Origin of the sequence: Collinsella aerofaciens (assembly GCF_040926185.1) — a bacterium.
GTDB classification, from domain to species: domain Bacteria; phylum Actinomycetota; class Coriobacteriia; order Coriobacteriales; family Coriobacteriaceae; genus Collinsella; species Collinsella aerofaciens_BC.
In genome coordinates this window covers 36010-57815 of the sequence record NZ_JBCOIQ010000003.1, presented here as the reverse complement: position 1 = coordinate 57815, position 21806 = coordinate 36010, and the positions used below count along the sequence as shown (strand labels likewise).

Sequence of the window (21806 nt, the reverse complement as noted above, 5' to 3'; positions counted from 1 at the left end):
GTGGCGTTCAACCATAAGCACCTGATCGACATTACCGAGTACTCCGAAGAGGACATCAAGCTCATCCTCGAGACCGCCAAGGCGTTCTCCGAGGTCAACGAGCGTGCGATCAAGAAGGTCCCCACGCTCAAGGGCAAGACCATCGTCAACATGTTCAACGAGCCCTCGACGCGCACCCGCAGCTCCTTCGAGCTCGCCGAGAAGCGCCTTTCGGCCGACAGCCTCAACTTTGGCGGCTCCTCGACCTCCACGGTCAAGGGCGAGAGCCTCGTCGACACCGTCGAGACCCTCAACGCCTACAAGATCGACTGCATCGTCGTTCGCGATAAGCACGCCGGTGCTCCCTACATCGTCACGCAGAACTCGCCCGCGAGCGTCATCTGCGCCGGCGACGGCAAGCACAACCACCCCACGCAGGCCCTGCTCGACCTGTACACCATCTGGGAGCACAAGGGTGACTTCCACGGTCTGAAGGTCGCCGTCGTCGGCGATATCGCGCACTCCCGCGTGTGCGGCTCGCTGATCCCCGCACTTAAGATCATGGGCTGCGAGACCTACGCCGTCGCCCCCGGCACGCTGCTGCCGCCGGCGCCCGAGGTCCTGGGCTGCGACCACGTGACGAGCGACCTCGATTCCGTCCTGCCCGAGCTGGACGTCGTCTACATGTTGCGCGTGCAGCAGGAGCGCCTCGAGGGCGCACCGTTCCCCACGATTCGTGAGTACCACAAGCTCTTCGGTCTGACCAAGGACCGCGAGAAGCTCATGAAGCCCGATGCGATTATCTGCCACCCGGGCCCCATCAACCGCGGCGTTGAGTTCGACTCCTATATGGCCGACCACCCGCAACGCTCCGTCATCCTGGAGCAGGTCTACGCCGGTATCTGCGTGCGTATGGCTATCCTGTATCTGCTGCTTGGAGGTGCCGATAATGGCCTTGCTTCTTAAGAATGCCCACGTCGTCGATCCGTCCGTCGAGCTTGACGGTGTCGTCGACGTCCTGATCGACGGTGACAAGATCGCCGAGGTCGGCGAGAACCTCGCCGCCGAGGGAGCCGAGGTCCGCGACCTTTCCGGCAAGTATCTCGTCCCCGGCCTGGTGGATATGCACGTGCATCTGCGCGAGCCTGGCTACGAGGTCAAAGAGGACATCGAGAGCGGCACCCGCGCTGCTGCCAAGGGCGGCTTCACCGGCGTGTGCGCCATGCCCAACACCGATCCCGTCACCGATAACGGCACCGTCGTGGAGTTCGTCAAGTCCCGCGCTGCCGAGGTCGGCCACTGCCGCGTCTATCCGTCGGGCGCCATGACCCGCGGTCTTAAGGGCGAGGCCATGTCCGAGATGGGCGATATGGTCGCCCACGGCGCCGTCGCCTTCACCGACGATGGTCGCGGCGTGCAGGGCGCGGGCATGCTCCGTCGCTGCATGGACTACGGCAAGATGTTCGGCAAGGTCTTTATGAGCCACTGCCAGGACGAGGATCTGGTCGGCCACGGCCAGATCAACGAGGGCAAGGTCTCGACCCGTCTGGCCCTCGAGGGTTGGCCGGCCGCCGGCGAGGAGCTTCAGATTGCCCGCGACATCGAGATTGCCAAGCTGACCGGTGCCAAGCTGCACATCCAGCACATCTCCACCGCTCATGGCCTGGAGCTCGTGCGTGCCGGTAAGGCTGCCGGTGTCCAGGTGACCTGCGAGGCCACCCCGCACCACATGTTCCTGACCGAGAACGACCTGGACGAGACCTACAACACCTCGCTCAAGGTCAATCCGCCGCTGCGCACCGACGAGGATGCCGAGGCCATCCGTCAGGGTGTCATCGACGGTACCGTCGACGCTATCGTTACCGACCACGCTCCCCACACCCCGTGGGAGAAGGCCCGCGAGTTCGAGCTCGCGCCCTTTGGAATGATTGGCCTCGAGACTTCGCTGTCGCTCGTGCTCACTGAGCTGGTCAACACGGGCAAGATGAGCGTGAGCCGCATGGTCGAGCTCATGGCCATCAAGCCGCGTGAGATTCTGGGCCTCGATCAGGTTCAGGTCAAGGCGGGCTCTGTCGCCGACCTGACCGTGTTCGACCCCTCCGCAACCTGGACGGTTGGCGAGGACGGTTACGAGTCGCGCGCCGAGAACTCCGGTTTTGCCGGCCGCACGCTCACCGGTCGTGCCACCGATGTATTTGTCGGCGGTAAACAGACGCTTGCCGACGGCTGCATCTGCTAGCATAGCCTTATCGCTTTTGTGCGCGGCGCCCTTGCGGTGCCGCGCTTTCTGTTCGCCTGAACCATGCAACCGCATGGGGGATTGGAGCGTCTATGCCCACACCTTCCACTGCACGCATGCACGACTTCGAGGTCGTCTCGAACCAGGAGATCGCCGACGGCATCTTCTCGCTCGTAATTTCGGCCCCCAAGCTTGCAAGTGCGCTCAAGCCCGGTCAGTTTGTGAACATTGCCGTGCCCGGCGATGCCTCCTCGCTGCTTCGCGTGCCCCTGAGCTTCTATCGCGCCGACGCCGAGGCCGGCACCGTTGAGCTGTGGTACGCCGTCGTGGGCGACGATACCCGCCGTTTGTCCCAGATGGGCCCTGGCTCCACCTCTAACCTGTTGGGCCCCGGTGGCCGTGGCTGGATGGTACCCGAGGGCACCAGGAAGGCACTGCTCGTCGCCGGTGGCATCGGCGTTCCGCCTGTGCTGTGTCTTGCCGGCATGCTTGCCGAGCAGGGTGTTGATGTGGACGTGTGCCTGGGCTTTGGCACCGCTTCCAAAGTCGTGGGTGTCGATGAGTTCCGTGCGCTGGGCGCCACGGTTAACGTGTGCACCGACGACGGTTCGCTCGGCACGCACGGTTTTTGCACCGATCCGGCAGCCGAGCTGCTTGGAGAGGGCGGCTACGACTACGTCGCCAGCTGCGGCCCCGCCGTCATGATGAAGAAGGTCGCCGCCGCTGCCGCCGAGGCCGGTGTGTACTGCGAGGTGTCGCTCGAGCGCATGATGAGCTGTGGCTTTGGCGCCTGCAACACCTGCAATGTCGAGACGGTCGACGGTATGAAGGGTGCTTGTATGTGCGGCCCCGTGTTCGATGCTTCCAAGGTGGTGGTCTTCTAGTGGGTACCGTGAACATGGCCGTCGATTTCGGCGGCGTCAAGATGCAGAACCCCATTAACACCGCAGCCGGTACCTTTGGCTACGGTTGGCAGTTCCAGAACTTCTTTGATGTTTCCCAGCTGGGCGCCATCACCACCAAGGGTTGCGCTGCCGAGCCCTGGCCCGGCAATCCCGCGCCCCGCATGGCCGAGATTCCCGGCGGTATGATCAACTCCGTGGGTCTTCAGAACCCCGGCGTGGCCGCCTTTGCCCGCGAGTCCGGTCCGTGGCTCGAACAGCTGTCCAAGGACGGCTGCCAGGTCATCTGTCAGGTTGCCGGTCACTCCGTTGACGAGTTTGTCCGCGCACTCGAGATGTATGTCGAGCTGTGCCCCTGGGCTGCCGGCTACGAGATCAACGTGAGCTGCCCTAATATCGCCGCCGGCGGTGCCGCCATGGGCTCCACGCCCGAGGGCGCCTCTTCCGTTATGGCTGCCTGCCGCAAGGTGACCGATAAGCCGCTGTTCGTGAAGATGGCGCCGGTCAACGTCGCCGAGATCGCCAAGGCCCTCGAGGCTGCCGGCGCCGACGGCCTTTCGGTCATCAACTCCATCCAGGGCATGGCCATCGACGTCCATACCCGCAAGTCCCGCGTGGCCAAGCCCAAGGGCGGCCTTTCGGGCCCGCTGTGCCACCACATCGCCGTGCGCATGGTCTGGGAGGTTGCCCAGGCCGTCGATATCCCCATCAACGGTGTCGGCGGTGTCATGACTGGCGAGGATGCGGCTGAGTTTATCCTGGCCGGCGCCACCTGCGTGTCGGTCGGCATGGCCAACTTCGTCGATCCGTGTGCTTCGCTTAAGATCGCGCATGAGCTCGAGGCCTGGGCCGAGTCCCAGGGCGTAAAGGACATCAACGAGCTGGTGGGTGCTTTCGAATGCTAGAGAATGATGCCCGCGACCGTGTTATCGTCGCCCTCGACTGCGACCGTGAGCGCGCGCTCGAGCTCGCCCACGAGCTTTCGGGCCATGCCGCCTGGCTCAAGGTCGGCATGACGCTCTATTACGCTGAGGGTCCCCAGATCGTCAAGACCTTTAAGGACCTTGGCTTTAAGGTCTTCCTCGACCTTAAGTTCCATGACATTCCGCATCAGGTGCGCGGCGCTGCCCGCTCGGCCTCGCTTGCCGGTGCCGACCTGCTTTCGGTCCACGGCCTGGGCTCGGGTGCTATGCTCGCTGCCTGCCGCGAGGGTGCCGAGGAGGCGCGTGAGGACCGCGCCAAGCTCGTCGCCATCACCGTGCTCACGAGCATGAATCAGGATGCCTTGAGCGAGATCGGCGTCGAGTCTCCCGTGGCCGAGGAGGCCGCCCGCTTGGCAAAGCTTGCTCAGACCAACGGCATCGATGGCATCGTGTGCTCACCGATGGAGGCTCACGACATGCGTGAGCTGCTGGGTCCTGATGCCCTGATCGTGACTCCGGGTGTGCGTCCGGTAGGTGCCGCCCTTGGTGACCAGTCCCGCGTGGCGACGCCTTCCCAGGCTATCGAGCGTGGCGCAAGCCACATTGTGGTGGGCCGTCCCATCACCGGTGCCGACGATCCGGTTGCCGCCTTTGACGCCATCGTCGCCGAGCTGGTCGAAAACGTTGCGTAAAAGATTCCCCTAAGTCACCACTTTTGGGTCTCATTAGCACAAAATAGCCCCTGTGCCTGCGTAAACTTTCCCATCCTTTGTGTGGAATCGCAGGTCAGGGGCTTAACTTTGGGCGCAGTATATTGCACTTTTTGCGGGTATCGTCTAACCTATGGACCCGCGATTGGGCATTTTGTACGTTCTACGTGCTAAAATGCCAATTATTGAATCAGAAATAACCCAACTATTTGGAGGTACGAATGGCACTCCCTCAGCTTACCGACGAGCAGCGCAAGCAGGCTCTTGAGAAGGCTGCTGCCGCACGTCACGCCCGCGCTGAGCTTCGCGAGCAGATCAAGAAGGGCGAGAAGTCCCTCGAGTCCGTGCTCAACTCCGATGACCCCATCGCTTCCCGCATGAAGGTTTCCACCCTCATCGAGTCTCTCCCTGGTTATGGCAAGGCCAAGGCCGCCAAGATCATGGAGGAGCTCGGTATCTCCGCTACCCGTCGCGTCCAGGGCCTCGGCGTCCGTCAGCGCGAGCAGCTCCTCGAGCAGCTGACCAAATAAGTGAGCGCTCAGGATTCCAAGCTCTTTGTGATTTCTGGACCGTCAGGCGCAGGCAAGGGTACGCTCGTCACTCGTGTGCGCGAGCGCCGCTCGAACCTGGGCCTGACGGTTTCGGCTACCACGCGAGCACCACGCAAAGGTGAGGTCGACGGCGTCAACTACTTTTTTCTGACGCGCGAGGAGTTCGACCGCCGCGTGGCAAACGGTGAGTTAGTTGAGTGGGCCGAGGTCCACGGTAACTGCTACGGCACGTTGGTGAGCGAGGTCCAGTCCAAGCTCGCCTCTGGTTCGTCTCTCATCTTGGAGATCGATGTCCAGGGTGCCCTGCAGGTGAAGGAGCGTTTCCCCGAGGCCGTGCTGATCTTTATCAAGCCACCTTCGCTCGAGGTGCTTCGCGAGCGTCTAGTCGGTCGCGGTACCGAGACGCCCGAGACGATTGAGCTGCGTATGGCAAACGCCGCCGATGAGCTTGCCCTTGCCGACCGCTACGACGACGTCGTGGTGAATGACGATCTCGACCGCGCGACCGATGAGCTCGTTCGCGTTCTCGATATGCATGAAAGGATCTGAGGTCCGTGTCCGTTGTAAAGCCTTGCATTGACGATCTTCTGGAGAAGACCGATCACAACCGCTTCCTGCTCGCTTCGCTTGCCTCCAAGCGCGCCTGCGACATCAATAGCATGCTGCGTGGCCAGCACAATCGCGTGCTTGCCGTCCAGGATGTCGATGACATCACCATCGGGCTTTCCGGTGCCGATACCATCTCGATGGCTATGGACGAGATTGTCGACGGCGACATCTCTTACGACGAGGCCCGTTACGAGAAGGCGCTCGGCCACAAGGTTGCTGAAGCCTAAATGGCGGCTCGCGTCTGCCTGGTCCACTATCACGAGGTTGGACTGAAGGGTAAGAACCGCGCACATTTTGAGCATATCCTCATGGATAACATCAAGGCGGCCTTGGCCGCCTTTTCCGTGAATGCCGTGTCTCGAATTTCCGGTTATATCCTCGTGACCTTTAACGAGCATCAGGCCGACGAGGCGGCTCGTGTCATTCGCACCGTTCCCGGCGTTGCTCGCGTGTCTTTGGCGTATCACACCAATCGCGACCCTCAGGAGTACTGTGCCGCCGCCGTGAAGGCGCTGCGTGAGTTTGGCCCCTTCGATTCGTTTAAGGTGCACGCCAAGCGCTCCAATACCGACTATGAGCTCACCTCGATTGATATCAATCGACAGGTTGGCGAGGTGCTGTGCGAGGCGTTCCCCGATAAAAAGGTTCAAATGCACGATCCCGACGCGATGGTTCACGTGCTGGTTGTTCAGGGTAGCGTTTATGTGTACGCGCGCTCCGAGCGCGGTGTGGGCGGTCTGCCGGTGGGCTCTGCCGGTAAGGTCGTGACCCTGCTGTCATCGGGTATCGACTCGCCGGTGGCGACCTGGATGCTCGCGCGACGCGGAGCCGTGTGCGTGCCGGTGCATTTTTCCGGTCGTCCGCAGACGCCAGATACCAGCGAGTATCTAGTGCAGGACATCATTCGCGCCCTTGAGCCGGGTGTCCAGATCGGCCGTCTGTATGTTGTGCCGTTTGGCGACTGCCAGCGCGAGATTTCGGTGACCTGTCCCAGCAACCTGCGCGTGATCATGTATCGCCGCATTATGTATTCGGTTGCCGAGCGCATTGCACACATCGAGGGCGCCAAGGCTATCGTGACGGGCGAATCGCTTGGGCAGGTTGCCTCCCAAACGCTTGAGAACATCATGGCCGTCAACGAGGCCGTGAAGATCCCCGTGTTCCGCCCTCTCATCGGTTCGGACAAGCAGGAGATCATCGCGCGCGCCGAGGAGATTGGTACGTTCGATATCTCGACTGAGGCCGCTCCCGACTGCTGCACGCTGTTTATGCCGCGCCGTCCCGAGACGCACGCTAAACTCGATGCCGTGCATGAGGCCTGGGAGTTGTTCGATCACGAGGAGATGATCGAGCGCCTGCTCAAGCAGACCGAGTACATCGACTTCGAGAGCAACACGTATAAGGCCCCTAAGACCTTAAAACGCAAACATTCGGAGCTTGCTCCGCGTGAGATTTACCAAGATCACGAGTAATGTTGTGCATAGACCGACGATGCGCCTGCATCGTCGGTCTTTTGCTATCTGGGCATTTTGCGGCTAAGTGTTCATTTGCTGACGTGTGCCTGAATAAATGGACAGATTTGTGCAAGGTTTTGGTCGGTTTTTGGTTTGACCGCTAAAACCGGTTTTGGAGCGTGGCTGTTGCAGGGCTCCTTTCCTGACACGATGGTGTTGGGAGGTTTTGCTATGGCGCAGCGCGAACAACACGAACGGGTCAAACGGATGGACCGCTTGGCGGACAAGCTGCTCGGTCATAAGGCAGTGGTGATAGCGATACTGGTCGTCATTGCGATGGCGAGCGGCTTGGCGATGGCGAACCTTGGCGGCGGTGCCGGCGGTGTGTCGTTTGAGCGCACTGACGGTACGGGCTCGTTGATGGAGCCGGGATCCGGTGATGCCTCGAGCGGAAAGACATCCGAAGGTTCTTCGACTAAGGCTTCTGCCGCGGCAGAGGTCTATGTCGATGTCGATGGCGCCGTTGTGTCGCCCGGTGTATATCGCCTCAAGGACGGCGCGCGGGTGGCTCAGGCGATTGATGCCGCCGGCGGGCTGGCGCCCGAGGCAGACGTTACGGGGCTCAATCGGGCATCTAAGGTCACTGATGGACAAAAAATCCACGTTCCAACGGTAGGGGAGCAGCAGGCGTCCATTGCGGAAGCCGGTGTTGATGGTGGGGCTTCCGCATCATTGGGCGTGAGTGGCGCAACGGGCCTAGTCAACATCAATACGGCAAGCACGGCAGAGCTGCAGACGCTCTCGGGCATCGGTCCCTCCATGGCACAGTCGATTATCGATGAGCGTACAAAGAACGGTGCTTTTGCCTCGGTTGACGATCTGATGCGTGTGTCGGGAATCGGCGAGAAGAAGCTTGCCAAAATCAAAGATTGCATCTGCGTATGAGTGCGACCGAGCGCGAGCATGTGATGCCTCCGCGGCCCTTGATGCCGTGGACGATGGCCCTGTGTGCCGGCATGTGCGTGAGCTGCGCTTTGGTGCTTAACGTGGCCGCTGATGCGCTGCTGAGGGAGCGGGTGCCGGCGGTCGGGCCGCTATGGGCCATTCCCGTTGCGGCGGCGGTCTTCGTTGTGCTGGCTCAATCTTGTGCGCGGCTTGCCCCTTTGAAGCGGTGGCTGTATGCCGCGTCCGTCGGTCTCGTGGCGGGAGCGGTCGTCTCGGCGTGGTGGGCTGTGGGCACGCTAGGCGCCTCGAAGGCGCTCGACGGTCGAGCGGCAAGCAGCCTCGAGTTTGTCGTGCAGGGTGATCCATCCATAAACGACGACGTGTATTCCTATACCTGCGAGGCACGCGCGGACGGTAAGAACTTGGCAGCGGTTCGCCTATCGTGTGACCGCGAGCTCAAGGTCGGGGCGCACGTGCGTGTTATCGGTCGCGTTTCACGTTTTGAGAACGATGCGTTTGGACGATCGCGCGCGCTCCGAGGCGAGGTACGCAAGGTAAAAGCCGTTCGGATCGTGTCGATCGATGAGGGTTCTCCGGGGCCGCTGCTTCGGCTGCGAAATGGGCTGCTTGCGTCCATCGCGCCTGCGACCGACCCGGCGCGTGCGCTCATAGCCGGTGTCGTCTGTGGTCGTTCGGCCGAGCTACGCGCCCAGCCGGCGGGCGACTGGTTTTCGGTAACGGGAACGGCGCATCTTATCGCCGTCTCGGGCAGCCATTTGGCTATCGTGGGGTTTGTAATCGAGGGTGTATTGCAAAAGACTCGGCGCTCACGTGGTCTTCAGCGGGCGATATTGGCGATAACGCTTGTGGGCTACGCTGCCTTTACGGGCGCGTCTCCCTCGGCCGTGCGCGCGTGCTGCATGGTGTTCGCTACGCTTGTTGTAAACGGCGTGGGGCGTCGCCGGCACGGCGCATCGGCACTCTTCGTAACCATGTCCATCTTTGTGCTACTGCGACCGACGGTGCTGTTCGAGATGGGTTTTCAGCTTTCATGTGCCAGCGTCTTAGCCATTCTGTGCTTTTGCCCCTATGCGACCTTCGCTTTGGGTGAGCTGGGTGTGTCATCGGGCGTTGCCAGCATGCTTTCCGTCACGCTGTGCTCGCAACTGGCGACACTTCCCATTACCATTCCTGCATTCGGTACGTTCTCGCTCATTGCTCCGTTGGCAAATGCGGTCATCGGTCCGGTGGTGAGCGTACTGCTTGCTGTGTCCATCGTGCTGGTTCCCTTTTCGCTCGTGGCGCCGTTGCGGACTTGGGCGCTCGTTGTGCCCATGATTGCCGCCCGTTGCGCGCTGTTCTTCGAGCAGCTGTTTGCCGCCGTGCCGGGTGCATCCGTGAGCGTGCCGCCCGATAGCATGTGGATTTACCTAGTGCCGTGTTTGCTGGCGGTTCTGCTGGTCTGGTGGCCGCGTCCCCGTGCACGTCTTATGGCGGTGGGGCTTGCATGCCTGGTGCTCTTGGCTGCGATTCCGTACGTCTACTGGGATCGATTCGCTCCGCCTTCGGTGACGGTACTCGATGTGGGCCAGGCCGATGCGATTCTTATCCGCGAGGGCGGCGCGGTAGCGCTCGTCGACTGCGGGCTCGACGAGCGTGTGGTGGCGGCGTTGGTTCGCAACAATGTCCACCATATCGACGCCGTCTTCGTGACACATTGGGACGAAGATCATTGGGGTGGTCTTCCCGATGTGCTCGATCGGTTTTCGGTTGGAACCATTGCAGTTGCAGCGGATGCGCTGGACGGTGCGCCTGCTGAGGTCCTGAATCGCCCCGACGTAACGTATCGGCAGGTGGCTCGCGGGGATACGGTCGATATCGGCGCATTTCGGGCTCGTGTGATGTGGCCGTTTGACACGGTGGATGGCGAGGGCAATGAGGACTCGCTTGTCTTGCTGCTCTCCTATGCCCGGGAATGCAAGAGCCTGCGTATGCTCCTCACTGGTGATGCCGAGCTCGATCAGGAGCGCGAGTTTGTACAGGAGGTGGGTGATATCGATGTGCTCAAGCTGGGGCATCACGGCTCAAAAGTTTCCGTCGACAAAGACCTGCTGGAAACGCTTAAGCCCGAGCTCTCTATGGCGAGTGCGGGCGAGGGCAACCGCTACGGCCATCCATCCGATGCCTGCATCGATGCCGTTCGCGATGCGGGCGGCGCGTTCGCATGTACCATTGAACAAGGAGACATTACCGTCTCGCCGACCGTAACAGGTTTTGCCATGCGATGCCAGCGACCGTGATGCTGCCGTTGGCGCGGGACCAACCCCTGGGCTAAAATGGCACGGTACGAATTCGAGAGTCTGCGGGAGGGGAGCGCAATGTCCGAAACCGGTCTGCTGCCGGCATATCTGATCGTCGGTACCGACGGAGTCAAGCGCGATCACGCCGTCTCGCGTATGAAAGCGCGTCTGGAAAAGTCGGGTATGGTCGAGTTCAACCTCGACGAGCGCGATATGACCAAAGACCCCGATATCGAGTCGATTATCGGATCGCTCAACACCTTTCCCATGGGCAGCGAGTTTCGCCTGGTAATCCTTGACGGCTGCTCAAAACTCGCCAAAGCGATCTCCGAGCCGCTTGTCGACTATCTGGCGAGTCCCAGCTCCACGACGGTCTGTCTCATTATCGCCGACTCACTTGCCAAGAATACGCGCCTGTATAAGGCAATCGCCAAGATCGACAAGAAGGCTATCGTCGATTGCTCGGGTACCAAGCGCTGGGAACTGCCGCGCCGTGTTCAGCAGATGGCGACGCAGCACGGTAAGTCCATCTCGACGGCTGCTGCCGAGGAGCTCGTCTCGCGTTCGGGCGAAAACACGCGCATGCTCGATAACGACCTGGCAAAGCTCGCCCAGATGGTCGAGGCGCCCCAGATTGAGCTTGCCGACGTGGAGCGTTGGATCGTGCGTACGGCCGAGGTTCAGCCTTGGGACTTCCTCAACGCCGTCTCGGCTCGCGATATGCGGCGTTCGCTCGAGCTCTTTAAGATTCTGCCCTCCAAGAGCTACGTGTGGACCTACACGCTGCTATGCGGTCGCATCCGTGAGCTGATCGTCGCCAAGGCGCTCGATGGGCGTGGACAGGGGCGTGAGCTCGCCGCGACGCTCAAGCTTCAGGCCTGGCAGGTCAAGAATCACCTTACCTGGGCACGTCGTTTTTCGATGACCGAGCTCGTTGCCGCGCTCGAGGGTGCCGTCGATGTGGAGCTCGCGCTCAAGGGTTCGTCCGATTCGGAGACCGCGCTTTTGCTCTGGATTACGAACATCTTGAGAAAATCGTGATGATACCTGCCTATTTGACAAATTCGTTCTATCCCTTTGAGGGGGAGCGTGCTATAGTAGGCGCTTGCATGACCTCACCGTGTCTCAGAGGTGTCATACATTTTTTGCAAGGAACTCGAAAGGAACTCCAGAAGTGGCAAACATCAAGTCTCAGAAGAAGCGTATCCGCACCAATGAGGCAGCTCGCATGCGTAACAAGGCTGTCAAGTCCGAGCTCAAGACGCTGACCAAGCATGTCCAGTCCGCCGTCGCCGAGGGCGACGCCGAGAAGGCCCAGGCTGCCCTCAAGACCGTCACCAAGCGTCTCGACATGGCTGCCGCTAAGCATGTCATCCACAAGAACCAGGCTTCCAACCGCAAGTCCGGTCTTGCCAAGCTCGTGAACAGCATCAACGCTTAAGTTGTAAATTTCACACCACACAGATTACGCGCATAAATGGAGCCTGTTTTATGGAACAGGCTCCATTTTTTGTACCGCTCGGGTAAGATAGTCCGCATGAATACTTCAATTGACATTTCCCACATCCGCAACTTCTCGATCGTTGCGCACATCGACCATGGCAAGTCCACGATCAGTGACCGCATCCTCGAGCTCACCCATACCGTCGATGAGCGCGACATGGAGTCGCAGCTGCTTGACACGATGGACATCGAGCGCGAGCGCGGCATCACGATTAAGTCCAATGCCGTCCGCGTGTCTTATGACGCCGACGACGGCGAGACGTATCAGTTCAACCTGATCGATACGCCGGGCCACGTGGACTTCACCTACGAGGTCTCGCGTTCGCTGGCCGCTTGCGAGGGTGCGGTGCTCGTCGTGGACGCCACTCAGGGCGTCGAGGCGCAGACTGTTTCCAACGCGACGCTCGCCATGAACGCCAACTTGGACATTGTTCCGGCCATCAACAAGATCGACCTTCCCTCGGCGCACCCCGACGAGGTTAAGACCGAGATCGAAGACGATTTGGCCATTCCCGCCGACGATGCCGTGTGCGTGTCGGGCAAGACCGGCGAGGGCATCCACGATCTGCTGGAGTCCATCGTCTTTTTGATCTCGCCTCCCAAGGGCGATGCGAACGCGCCGCTCAAGGCGCTTATTCTGGATTCGTACTTCGATGAGTACCGCGGCGTCGTCGCCACGGTTCGCGTCTTTGACGGTTCCATCAAAAAGGGCGATACCCTGCGCATGATGCAGGCCAAGGGCGACTTCTTGGTCGATGGCGTGGGTGTCAAGCGCCCTGCCGAGACGCCGGTCGACGCTCTGACCGTCGGCGAGGTTGGCTATGTGGTCACGGGTCTGAAGGACCCCGAGGCTGTGCGCGTGGGCGATACCCTTACGTGGGCTTCGAACCCCTGCCCCGAGCCGCTGCCGGGCTACCGCGAGGCCAAGCCCATGGTCTACACGGGCCTGTTCCCCATCGACAACAAGGACTACGAGAACCTGCGCGACGCGCTCGATAAGCTGCACGTCAACGATCCGTCGTTGGTGTGGGAGCCTGAGACGTCGGTGGCGCTGGGCTTTGGCTTCCGCGTGGGCTTTCTGGGCCTGCTGCACATGGAGGTCGTCAAGGAGCGCCTGGAGCGCGAGTTCAATCTGGACCTGATCGCCACGAGCCCCTCGGTCGACTACCACGTGTACAAGACTGACGGCGAGATGATCGATGTCCGCAGCCCGCAGGATTTGCCCGAGGCCACGCGCATCGAGCGTATCGAAGAGCCTTACCTCAAGGCAAAGATCATCTGCCCGCCCGAGTATACGGGTGCCGTCATGCAGCTCGCTATCGAGCACCGTGGCGTCACGACCGATATGATCCACCTGACGAGCAAATCGGTTGAGATGCGCTTTGATATGCCGCTCGCCGAGCTCATCTTGGACTTCTTCGATCAGCTCAAGAGCCGCACCAAGGGTTACGCCTCGCTCGACTACGAGTTCAACGAATATCGCCCCTCCGAGCTCGTCAAGCTTGACATCCTGCTTTCGGGCGACGAGGTGGACGCGCTTTCGTTTATCGTGCACAAGGATAAGGCCTACGGCCTGGCCCGCGGCCTGTGCGACAAGCTCAAGGAAATTATCCCGCGCCAGCTGTTCGAGGTGCCTATCCAGGGCGCCATCGGCAACAAGATCATCGCCCGCTCCACCGTCAAGGCGCGCCGCAAGGACGTTTTGGCCAAGTGCTATGGTGGCGATATCTCGCGTAAGCGCAAACTGCTCGAGAAGCAGAAAGAGGGCAAGAAGCGCATGAAGGCCATCGGCTCGGTCGAGGTTCCGCAGGAGGCCTTTATGGCGATTCTCAAGGTGGACGAGTAGGTCCATGGTGCTTTCTGAATACAGCAAGCGGCTGCTGGGCGCCTATGCCGAGCAGCCGTTCCTTATGGCTCCCATGGCGGGCGTAACCGACCCCGCCTATCGCATCATGTGTCGCCGTCGCGGTGCCAACCTTTGCTACAGCGAGATGGTGAGTGTTGCAGGCCTTGCCTATGCCAGCAACAAGACGTGGCGCCTGGTGTTGCCGGCCGACGAGGAGCAGCAGATTTGCGTGCAGCTCTTTGGCTCCAAGCCCGATCAGTTTGCGAGTGCCGTCGCTGCCGTCGAGGAACGCGTGGGCGATCGCCTGTCATTGATCGATATCAACATGGCCTGTCCGGCTCGCAAGGTCGTTACCAAGGGCGAGGGCTCGGCGCTTATGCGCACGCCCGACCTGGCCGAGAAGATTGTCGAGGCAGCGGTGGGCGCGGCGCATGTTCCCGTGACCGTGAAGATCCGCAAGGGTTTTTATGCCGAGGATCGCAACGCCGCAACGTTTGCCCAGATGCTCGAAGGGGCGGGTGCCTCCGCAGTTGCCGTGCACGGTCGTTGTGCCACGCAGCTCTATACGGGCCAGGCCGACTGGTCTGTCGTCGATGAGGTTGCCGACGCCGTCGAGATTCCCGTGATTGGTTCGGGCGATGTGTTCTCGGCCGAGGACGCAGCGGAGCGACTGAGCGGCTCGGGTGCCAGCGCGGTGTTTATCGCGCGCGGCATCTACGGCAATCCGTGGGTGTTCGGCGATGCCCGAGCCCTTGCACTCGATAGCACGCCGGTTCCTTCTCGCTCCTCGGTCGAGCGCCTGGAGGCTCTGCGTGAGCACCTGACGTTGACGCACGAGCTTCTGCCGCTTATGTCGCGCGCCCGTACGTATGCAAGCTGGTACTTAAAGGGCATGCCTCATGCCGCCGCTTGGCGCGCTCGGGTGGTGCGCTGCTCCACGTACGAGGAGTTTATGGCGCTGGTCGATGATATCGAGCGTGACGTGGTGGCCTGCGAGGCCGCGCTTGCCGCCGGTGAGTCGGTGCCCGCTCATCCGCTGGAGGCTTAAGGGTGGCCGTTACCGCGCTGTATGTGCACGTGCCGTTTTGCGCTCAAAAATGCCGCTATTGCGACTTTGATTCGCGCAGCTTCGCTCCGTGCGACCTGGGTGCTGCGCTCGATGCCTATTTTGAGCAGCTGCATGCGCGGCTCGATGCCTTTGGAGACGCCGGGGCGTTTGCGCAGGTCCGCACCGTCTATGTTGGCGGCGGCACGCCATCGCTGGCGGGGGAGCGTCTGGTAGAACTCGCCCGGCGTATCTCTGCGTGGTGTAAGCCCGTTGAGTTTACCTGCGAGGTTAATCCTGAGTCGTTGACTTCGCAGCTCACCGCGGCGCTTGCCGGGGTGGGCGTCACGCGCATTTCTCTGGGAGTCCAAACCCTCGACAACGCCGAGCTTGCTGCGATTGGCCGTATTCACGATGCCGATCGGGCGCTCGCTGCCATCGCGACGGTCAAGAACGCTGGGCTTGATGTGTCGTGCGACCTTATGTGCGGGCTTCCCGGGCAAACTGCCGCGAGCTGGCGGTGCACGCTCGATGGCGTGCTTGCGGCGGCCCCGCATCATGTGTCGGTTTATCCGCTCACGCTCGAGGAGGGGACGCCCCTCTATCGCATGGCGCGCCGTGACGAGTCGCTTGAGCCCGATGAGGATTTCCAAGCCGCATGCATGGACGTTGCGCGCGAGCGGCTGGGTTCGGCGGGCTACCATCCGTATGAGGTGGCGAGCTACGCACTCGATGGGCATGAATGTGCTCACAATATCGCCTACTGGACTGGTCGGGGCTATCTGGGTTTGGGCCGTTCTGCCGCGGGTATGCTCGATGCCGAGGATTTCGATCGCTTGGCCGGGCTGTATCCCGACGTGCCTGCTCGCGGCGAAGCGCATCGCGTGCGTCTGGTACAACGCGACGATGCCGCGACGACCTTTGATGTCGAGTATCTGTCGCAGCGCGAGGCGGTGGCCGAGGATTTGATGCTCGCCTGCCGCATGACACGTGGCATTGGGCCCGAACTGTTGGTTCACTCGGCAAGCGTGATTGCTGCAGACGAGCTGGCGGCGGCCTGCGACCGTGCGCTCGAGTTGGGCCTTGCCACCTGGGTGCCCGATCATGTTGAAGGACATGCGGGGCGCGTCACCTCAAAAGACGTTATCGCTGGCTGCACCTGTGCCCGCCTGGCACCGACCCACTTGGGTTGGCTCGATGGAAATATGCTGTTCGAGCTGTTTTGGGGTCTAGCTTAGGCCGCTCGGGTAGAATTACCGCAATATATACGCTGCTGTGAGCAGGAGGTTGCCGCGCATGGCGACGATGAACGAAAAAGATTACTACGAGATTTTGGGTGTCTCCAAGGACGCCACCTCGCGTGATATTCAAAAGGCCTTCCAACAAAAGGCCCGCAAGCTCCATCCGGACGTCAATAAAGAGCCGGATGCCGAGGAGAAGTTTAAAGAGGTTTCTGAGGCCTACGCCGTGCTTTCGGACGAGCAGAAGCGTGCGCGTTACGACGCCATGCGGTCGGGCAATCCTTTTGCCGGTGCACCGACGGCTTCGCCCTATGGCGGTGGCTATGCCGGCAGCGCCGGTTACGGCAATCCCTTTGACGGCGGTTTCCCCTTTGGGGGCGCCTGGGGCCAGCCCCGTCGCGGCCAGGCGGCCTACAACCCCGAGAGTGGCGCCAACGTGGTCGTCGATATCAAGCTCGACGCCAAGGAGGCCAAGAGCGGTGCCCACAAGACCGTTCGCTACACCCGCTTTGACACCTGCGGACATTGCGGCGGATCGGGCTCCGTTTCGTCAGAGCATGCCCATACCTGCCCGAGCTGCGGTGGTCGCGGCCATATCGATGTCGACCTGTCCTTCCTGTTTGGTGCGGGCACGTTTCAGACGGTTTGTCCTGAGTGCGGCGGTTCCGGCAAGGTCGTTGCCGATCCGTGCCCCGATTGCGGTGGCAGCGGTCGTACCCGTGTGACCTCCGAGCAGACGATTGAGTTTCCCGCCGGCACGCATGATGGCGACGAGGTGCGCATCCCCAACATGGGACACGCCGGCACGAACGGCGCTTCGGGCGGCGATCTGGTCGGTCGTGCGCACGTCGAGGCCGAGCGCCTAGAGGGTAAGGCTCGCACCGGCTTCTACCTCATGGGCATTATCGCTCCGTTTTTGGTGCTGTCGGCCATCTCGGGCGTGTTCTCCGCCTTCGCCATGATGTGCTTCATTCCGTTTGCCATGGGCTTGTTCATGGTGCTGTCGGACGGCGTGCTTCATCGCAGTCTGCTGTGGTGGAAACGCGGCGCGATGCAGTTTGCCAATGGATTTGCCAACGGTTTTATGTTCGCGCTCGTGTCGGTTTGGTTCGCGAGCTGCTCGCAGCGGGCCGTGCTTTCGCCGTACCAAATGCAATAACATCAAACCCTCTGTTTGCGCCCGGCCCAGCTTGGGTATAGGACGCACTGTGACAATAATGAAAGTTGGAAGGATTCGGTCGTGTCGGAAAATAGGGATTACTACGAGGTACTTGGCGTTGACAAGGATGCCGACGCGCGGACGATTAAGCGCGCGTTTCTAAAGAAAGCCCGTACGGTACACCCGGATGTTTCGGACGACCCCGAGGCCGAGGCCAAGTTCAAAGAGCTCAACGAGGCCTATTCCGTTCTTTCCGACGAGCAGAAGCGTGCTAACTACGACCGTTACGGCACCGCTGACGGCCCCGGTGGCTCTGGCTATGTCGACATCAACGATATCTTTGGCGGCATGGGCATGGACGACCTGTTCTCGTCGTTCTTTGGCGGTGGCGCCGGTGGTGGCGCTCGCAGCCGTCGCGAGCGCCGTCGCGGTCGCGATATGGCCATCTCCCTTTCGGTGACGCTCGAGGAGGCGGCGCTCGGCTGCAAAAAGACGATCAGCTACGACCGCCTTGCCCCTTGCGATGACTGTAATGGTACCGGCAAGGCCGAGGGCGCGACCGAAAAGCAGTGCAGCCGCTGTCACGGCACAGGCTATGTGACGACGGTCCAGCGTTCTTTCCTGGGGCAGGTTCAGTCCTCTTCGCCCTGTCCCGACTGCCACGGCGAAGGCACGGTCATCGATCATCCCTGCGAGACCTGTGATGGCCAGGGCCGCACGCCTTCTCACGAAAAGATTGACATCGATATTCCCGCCGGTGTTTCGACCGGTCGCCAGCTGCGCGTGAGTGGTTTTGGCGAGGCCGGCCTTCGTGGCGAGCCGTCGGGCGACCTGATCGTCAACGTGCGTGTCGCCGACCACGAGCGTTTTAAGCGTAATGGCGATGACCTGTATCTTGTGAGTGATATCTCGATTGCGCAGGCCGCGCTCGGTTGCGAGATTGAGGTCGAGGGCATTATGCCTGACGAGGTCGTCAAGGTGTGTGTCCCCGCCGGCACACAGTACGGTGACACCGTGAGCGTCAACAATTACGGCATGCCGCGTATCGGCGGTGGCGGTTCGCGCGGTCGTCTGGTCGTGCAGCTGCGCGTGGTCGTCCCCACCAATCTCTCCAATAAGCAGCGCGAGCTGCTTCGCGCCTTTGCCGACGAGATGGGCGATGACGTCGCCTCCGGTAAGAAGTCGGTGACCGACCGTATCAAGAGTGCCCTCGACGACATCCTCGATTAAGGAGCCCGTGTGCTCGCACCCCATATTTCCGTCGTCAACCTCGGTTGTCGTGTCAACCGGGTTGAGTCTGACCGTATCACTGCCGATCTTATGCGCCTGGGCTTTGCGATGGTGGAGCCCCGGGACGCCGAACTGATCGTTATCAATACCTGTGCCGTGACGGGGGAGGCCGAGGCCAAGACCCGCAAGGCCGTCCGTCACGCCCTGGCCTATCCGGGCGAGCCTTACGTGGTCGTAACCGGCTGCGTCGTCAACCTGCATCCCGAGGAGCTGCTGGAGCTCTCCGATCGCGTGATCGCCGAACCGTCCAAGATAGACGTCGCCGAGCGCGTCTGCGAGGTGCTGGGTGTCGAATCCGATAGCGTGCCCGCCTGCAGCGATGGCGACGTGGTCGATGCGCTCGGTCGTTCGCGGCTGGGCGTGAAGATCCAGGATGGCTGCAACCACCGCTGCACTTATTGCATTGTGTGGAAGGCCCGCGGCCCCGAGCGTTCCGTGCCCGTCGAGTCCGTGCTCGAACAGGTGCGCGAAGCGCAGGAGGCCGGCGTGCCCGAGGTCGTGCTGACCGGCGTGAATCTGGGTGCCTATGACGGCAAGAGCGCGACCGACGAACATGTCGAGATCGATGAGCTGCTCCAGGCCATCATGGAGCGCACCAAGATCGCCCACGTGCGTATCTCCTCGGTGGAACCCATGGATATTTCCGAGCGCCTGCTCAAGGTGATGGCTCGCTATCCGAAGCGTATCGCGCCGTTTTTGCACCTTCCCGTGCAGTCTGGCTGCACGGCGACGCTGCATCGCATGGGTCGTCCCTATAGTGCCGAGGCCTTTGAGGATACGGTGCGCATGATTCGCACTAACCTGCCACAAGCGTCTCTTTCGTGTGATGTCATCGTCGGTTTTCCTGGCGAGACGGACGAGGAGTTCGAGGAGTCGCTGGCACTGTGCCGTCGCGTGGGCTTTTCGCGCATGCACGTGTTCCGCTATAGCAAGCGCCCCGGCACCCTCGCCGCCGACATGCCCGACCAGGTACCTCCTGAGGTCATGGCCGAACGCAGCCGTCGCATGCGTGCCGCCGCACAGGAGCTTGCGATCGCCGATGCCCGTCGTCGCGTGGGCACGGTCGAGCGTTCGGTGCTCGAGTATGGTGACAACCTGACGCTCGGCTCGTTCCATCATGCCCGTCTCGATGATACCTGTGGACTCACAGCCCCGTGCCTGCTCGATGTTGCTATCATCGGAGTCGATGATTCCGGCTTGGTCCATGCACGCAGGGAGGTTCATGGAAGCCTCGAAGATTAGACTTACCGTTCCCGAGGGTATCGATCCCTCGCGCGTTTTGGGCGCCGGCGATGGCGTCCTTCGTGCGCTCGAGAACTTGGTGCGCGCCCATGTGGTTGCCCGCGGTGACAGCGTTGCCGTGAGCGGCGATCCGGACGAGGTCGAGCTTGTGGCGCGCTTTTTCGAGCATGCTTTTCGCGAGGCGGCCGCCGGACGCACACTGTCTGCCGATGATGTCTCGCGCTGTCTGGCCGTTCTGCGCGACGGCGAGCATGATGCCTCGTCGCTGCGCGATGACGTGCTGCTATCGTATCGCGGTCGCGTCATCCGCCCCAAGACGCTCGGCCAAAAGCGCTATGTGGATGCCATCCGCTCTTCTACCATCACGTTTGGCCTCGGTCCCGCCGGTACCGGTAAAACCTATCTGGCCATGGCGCTCGCCGTCGCCGCGCTCAAGCGCCATGAGGTAGGCCGCCTGATCCTGACGCGCCCGGTTGTCGAGGCGGGGGAGAACCTGGGCTTTTTGCCCGGCACCCTCGAGGAAAAGATCGACCCGTATATGCGCCCGCTCTATGATGCCCTCTTTGACATGATGGATCGCGAGCGCACCGATGAGCTTATGGAGCGTGGCGTGATCGAGATCGCCCCGCTCGCCTACATGCGCGGTCGAACGCTGAGTGATGCCTTTGTGGTGCTCGATGAGGCACAAAACACAACGCCTGAGCAGATGAAGATGTTCCTGACGCGTCTGGGTTTTAATTCCAAGTTCGTGATTACCGGCGACCTGAGCCAGCGTGACCTGGTGGGTCGCCGCGGCGGTCTTGCCGATGTCGAAAGGATTTTGGGTCGCGTCGACGATGTGACGTTTTCTCACCTGGAGCGTGCCGATGTGGTTCGCCATGCCCTGGTGGGCCGTATCGTTGAGGCCTATGATGCATACGACGATGCGCGTGAGCAGCGCGCACACGATCGAAAGGAGTCCCGTTGAGTGTATTGATCAGCAACGATGCCGAGCTCGATACGCTGCTCGATGCCCAGGAGGTGGAGCACATCTGCGGAGTTGTGCTTGCCGCCGAGGGTGTTGAGCGTGAGGTCGAGATTTCCCTTTCGTATGTCGATGAAGACGAGATGCACGAGCTCAACCTTGAGTGGCGCAGTATCGACCGCACGACCGACGTGCTCTCGTTTGAATGTGACTCGGCCTTTGACGAGGACATTCCCGCCGATGAGACGCTTGAGCTCGGCGATATTATCCTGGCCCCGCAGGTTATTGCCCGCCAGGCCCCCGGCTTTGGCAACAGTCCCGCCGATGAGTGCCGACTGATGCTCGTGCACGGAATGCTGCACCTGCTGGGTTACGACCACATCGAGGACGATGAGGCCGAGGTCATGGAGGCACGCGAGGATGCCATTCTACGCGACTTGGCGCTTGAGCGCGGCGAGGACCCCAAACTCGTCCACGTCGGCCCCATAACCAATCATGCCCACGACTAGGAGCCGTCTATGATTCCCGGATCGAACAAGGACCATCCGTCCTTTTTAAAGTCGTTCTCATACGCGATGGAGGGCTTCGTCACTGCCGTCAAGACCGAGCGCAACATTAAGGTCATGCTCGCGGCGGGCGTGTGCACCGTCATTGCCGGCTGCATCGTGGGGCTCGATATTGCCGAGTGGGCTACGGTCATCATTTGCTGCGGCCTGGTGATTCACGGCGAGCTGTGCAATACCGCCATGGAGGCGATTGTGGACCTGGCGACCCAGGAGCTGCATCCGCTGGCCAAGCGCGCGAAGGATATCGCCGCTGCCTCTGTATACGTTCTTTCCATTACCGCCGCGATCGTGGGCTTGCTTGTCTTTGCTCACGCGCTCGACTTTATTTAGAAAGGGAT

Annotated in this window: 22 protein-coding genes; all 22 read left to right on the top strand. The window is 61.3% G+C overall.

Annotated features, from left to right (window positions below; translation table 11 throughout):
- Entirely contained in the window at positions 1-945 is a 945-nt protein-coding gene (locus AB5750_RS02195) for an aspartate carbamoyltransferase catalytic subunit (RefSeq protein WP_035138537.1), read from the top strand.
- Positions 929-2218: a dihydroorotase gene (locus AB5750_RS02190; protein ID WP_117564269.1), complete on the top strand. Its 1290-nt coding sequence runs from the start codon at positions 929-931 to the stop codon at positions 2216-2218. The genes AB5750_RS02195 and AB5750_RS02190 overlap by 17 nt, the downstream gene beginning before the upstream one ends.
- Before the next feature lie 116 nt (positions 2219-2334).
- A complete protein-coding gene (locus tag AB5750_RS02185; RefSeq protein ID WP_118094258.1) occupies positions 2335-3102 on the top strand; it encodes a dihydroorotate dehydrogenase electron transfer subunit in 768 nt (255 codons plus the stop codon).
- 14 nt (positions 3103-3116) lie between these two features.
- Positions 3117-4025: a dihydroorotate dehydrogenase gene (locus tag AB5750_RS02180; protein ID WP_006236128.1), complete on the top strand. Its 909-nt coding sequence runs from the start codon at positions 3117-3119 to the stop codon at positions 4023-4025.
- Entirely contained in the window at positions 4019-4735 is a 717-nt protein-coding gene (pyrF, locus tag AB5750_RS02175) for an orotidine-5'-phosphate decarboxylase (RefSeq protein WP_118256509.1), read from the top strand. The genes AB5750_RS02180 and pyrF overlap by 7 nt, the downstream gene beginning before the upstream one ends.
- Before the next feature lie 239 nt (positions 4736-4974).
- Complete coding sequence (gene mihF / locus AB5750_RS02170; protein WP_006236130.1) at positions 4975-5283, top strand: integration host factor, actinobacterial type; 309 nt, start codon at positions 4975-4977, stop codon at positions 5281-5283.
- Positions 5284-5853, top strand: a complete 570-nt coding sequence (gene gmk / locus AB5750_RS02165) for a guanylate kinase (protein ID WP_368145431.1) — start codon at positions 5284-5286, stop codon at positions 5851-5853.
- A 5-nt stretch (positions 5854-5858) separates the two neighbouring features.
- On the top strand, positions 5859-6140 hold the full coding sequence (locus tag AB5750_RS02160; RefSeq protein ID WP_035138532.1) for a DNA-directed RNA polymerase subunit omega: 282 nt from the start codon (positions 5859-5861) through the stop codon (positions 6138-6140).
- Entirely contained in the window at positions 6141-7385 is a 1245-nt protein-coding gene (gene thiI, locus AB5750_RS02155; protein WP_022094718.1) for a tRNA uracil 4-sulfurtransferase ThiI, read from the top strand.
- A 213-nt stretch (positions 7386-7598) separates the two neighbouring features.
- Positions 7599-8312 carry a helix-hairpin-helix domain-containing protein gene (locus AB5750_RS02150; protein ID WP_368145432.1) on the top strand — a complete coding sequence of 238 codons (714 nt, stop codon included), beginning with the start codon at positions 7599-7601 and terminating at the stop codon, positions 8310-8312.
- A complete protein-coding gene (locus AB5750_RS02145) occupies positions 8309-10612 on the top strand; it encodes a DNA internalization-related competence protein ComEC/Rec2 (RefSeq protein WP_368145433.1) in 2304 nt (767 codons plus the stop codon). Before AB5750_RS02150 ends, AB5750_RS02145 begins: the two co-directional genes overlap by 4 nt.
- Before the next feature lie 78 nt (positions 10613-10690).
- Positions 10691-11653, top strand: a complete 963-nt coding sequence (gene holA, locus AB5750_RS02140) for a DNA polymerase III subunit delta (protein WP_368145434.1) — start codon at positions 10691-10693, stop codon at positions 11651-11653.
- A 133-nt stretch (positions 11654-11786) separates the two neighbouring features.
- Entirely contained in the window at positions 11787-12053 is a 267-nt protein-coding gene (gene rpsT / locus AB5750_RS02135; protein ID WP_022094714.1) for a 30S ribosomal protein S20, read from the top strand.
- 96 nt (positions 12054-12149) lie between these two features.
- Positions 12150-13961, top strand: a complete 1812-nt coding sequence (lepA, locus tag AB5750_RS02130; RefSeq protein ID WP_040359843.1) for a translation elongation factor 4 — start codon at positions 12150-12152, stop codon at positions 13959-13961.
- A gap of 4 nt (positions 13962-13965) precedes the next feature.
- On the top strand, positions 13966-15009 hold the full coding sequence (gene dusB, locus AB5750_RS02125; protein ID WP_368145435.1) for a tRNA dihydrouridine synthase DusB: 1044 nt from the start codon (positions 13966-13968) through the stop codon (positions 15007-15009).
- Between the two features lie 2 nt (positions 15010-15011).
- Positions 15012-16244 (top strand): coproporphyrinogen-III oxidase family protein, encoded by a 1233-nt coding sequence (locus tag AB5750_RS02120; protein WP_368145436.1) that lies wholly within the window; start codon positions 15012-15014, stop codon positions 16242-16244.
- Positions 16245-16302: 58 nt separating this feature from the next.
- Complete coding sequence (locus AB5750_RS02115; protein ID WP_368154896.1) at positions 16303-17406, top strand: DnaJ domain-containing protein; 1104 nt, start codon at positions 16303-16305, stop codon at positions 17404-17406.
- Positions 17407-17487: 81 nt separating this feature from the next.
- On the top strand, positions 17488-18636 hold the full coding sequence (gene dnaJ, locus AB5750_RS02110) for a molecular chaperone DnaJ (RefSeq protein ID WP_368146038.1): 1149 nt from the start codon (positions 17488-17490) through the stop codon (positions 18634-18636).
- A gap of 9 nt (positions 18637-18645) precedes the next feature.
- Positions 18646-19938 (top strand): MiaB/RimO family radical SAM methylthiotransferase, encoded by a 1293-nt coding sequence (locus AB5750_RS02105; RefSeq protein WP_368146037.1) that lies wholly within the window; start codon positions 18646-18648, stop codon positions 19936-19938.
- On the top strand, positions 19919-20905 hold the full coding sequence (locus AB5750_RS02100; RefSeq protein ID WP_368146036.1) for a PhoH family protein: 987 nt from the start codon (positions 19919-19921) through the stop codon (positions 20903-20905). Before AB5750_RS02105 ends, AB5750_RS02100 begins: the two co-directional genes overlap by 20 nt.
- Entirely contained in the window at positions 20902-21411 is a 510-nt protein-coding gene (ybeY, locus tag AB5750_RS02095) for an rRNA maturation RNase YbeY (RefSeq protein WP_368146035.1), read from the top strand. The genes AB5750_RS02100 and ybeY overlap by 4 nt, the downstream gene beginning before the upstream one ends.
- Positions 21412-21420: 9 nt before the next feature.
- Entirely contained in the window at positions 21421-21798 is a 378-nt protein-coding gene (locus AB5750_RS02090; protein WP_250787296.1) for a diacylglycerol kinase family protein, read from the top strand.
- The last annotated feature ends 8 nt before the right edge of the window (positions 21799-21806 follow it).

What these genes read in the sequence shown, in the direction of transcription:
- AB5750_RS02190 (WP_117564269.1), top strand. Translation starts at nt 929, where the DNA reads ATGGCCTTGCTTCTTAAGAATGCCCACGTCGTCGATCCGTCCGTCGAG.
- AB5750_RS02185 (WP_118094258.1), top strand. Translation starts at nt 2,335, where the DNA reads ATGCACGACTTCGAGGTCGTCTCGAACCAGGAGATCGCCGACGGCATC.
- AB5750_RS02180 (WP_006236128.1), top strand. Translation starts at nt 3,117, where the DNA reads ATGGCCGTCGATTTCGGCGGCGTCAAGATGCAGAACCCCATTAACACC.
- pyrF (WP_118256509.1), top strand. Translation starts at nt 4,019, where the DNA reads ATGCTAGAGAATGATGCCCGCGACCGTGTTATCGTCGCCCTCGACTGC.
- mihF (WP_006236130.1), top strand. Translation starts at nt 4,975, where the DNA reads ATGGCACTCCCTCAGCTTACCGACGAGCAGCGCAAGCAGGCTCTTGAG.
- thiI (WP_022094718.1), top strand. Translation starts at nt 6,141, where the DNA reads ATGGCGGCTCGCGTCTGCCTGGTCCACTATCACGAGGTTGGACTGAAG.
- AB5750_RS02150 (WP_368145432.1), top strand. Translation starts at nt 7,599, where the DNA reads ATGGCGCAGCGCGAACAACACGAACGGGTCAAACGGATGGACCGCTTG.
- AB5750_RS02145 (WP_368145433.1), top strand. Translation starts at nt 8,309, where the DNA reads ATGAGTGCGACCGAGCGCGAGCATGTGATGCCTCCGCGGCCCTTGATG.
- holA (WP_368145434.1), top strand. Translation starts at nt 10,691, where the DNA reads ATGTCCGAAACCGGTCTGCTGCCGGCATATCTGATCGTCGGTACCGAC.
- lepA (WP_040359843.1), top strand. Translation starts at nt 12,150, where the DNA reads ATGAATACTTCAATTGACATTTCCCACATCCGCAACTTCTCGATCGTT.
- dusB (WP_368145435.1), top strand. Translation starts at nt 13,966, where the DNA reads ATGGTGCTTTCTGAATACAGCAAGCGGCTGCTGGGCGCCTATGCCGAG.
- AB5750_RS02115 (WP_368154896.1), top strand. Translation starts at nt 16,303, where the DNA reads ATGGCGACGATGAACGAAAAAGATTACTACGAGATTTTGGGTGTCTCC.
- AB5750_RS02100 (WP_368146036.1), top strand. Translation starts at nt 19,919, where the DNA reads ATGGAAGCCTCGAAGATTAGACTTACCGTTCCCGAGGGTATCGATCCC.
- AB5750_RS02090 (WP_250787296.1), top strand. Translation starts at nt 21,421, where the DNA reads ATGATTCCCGGATCGAACAAGGACCATCCGTCCTTTTTAAAGTCGTTC.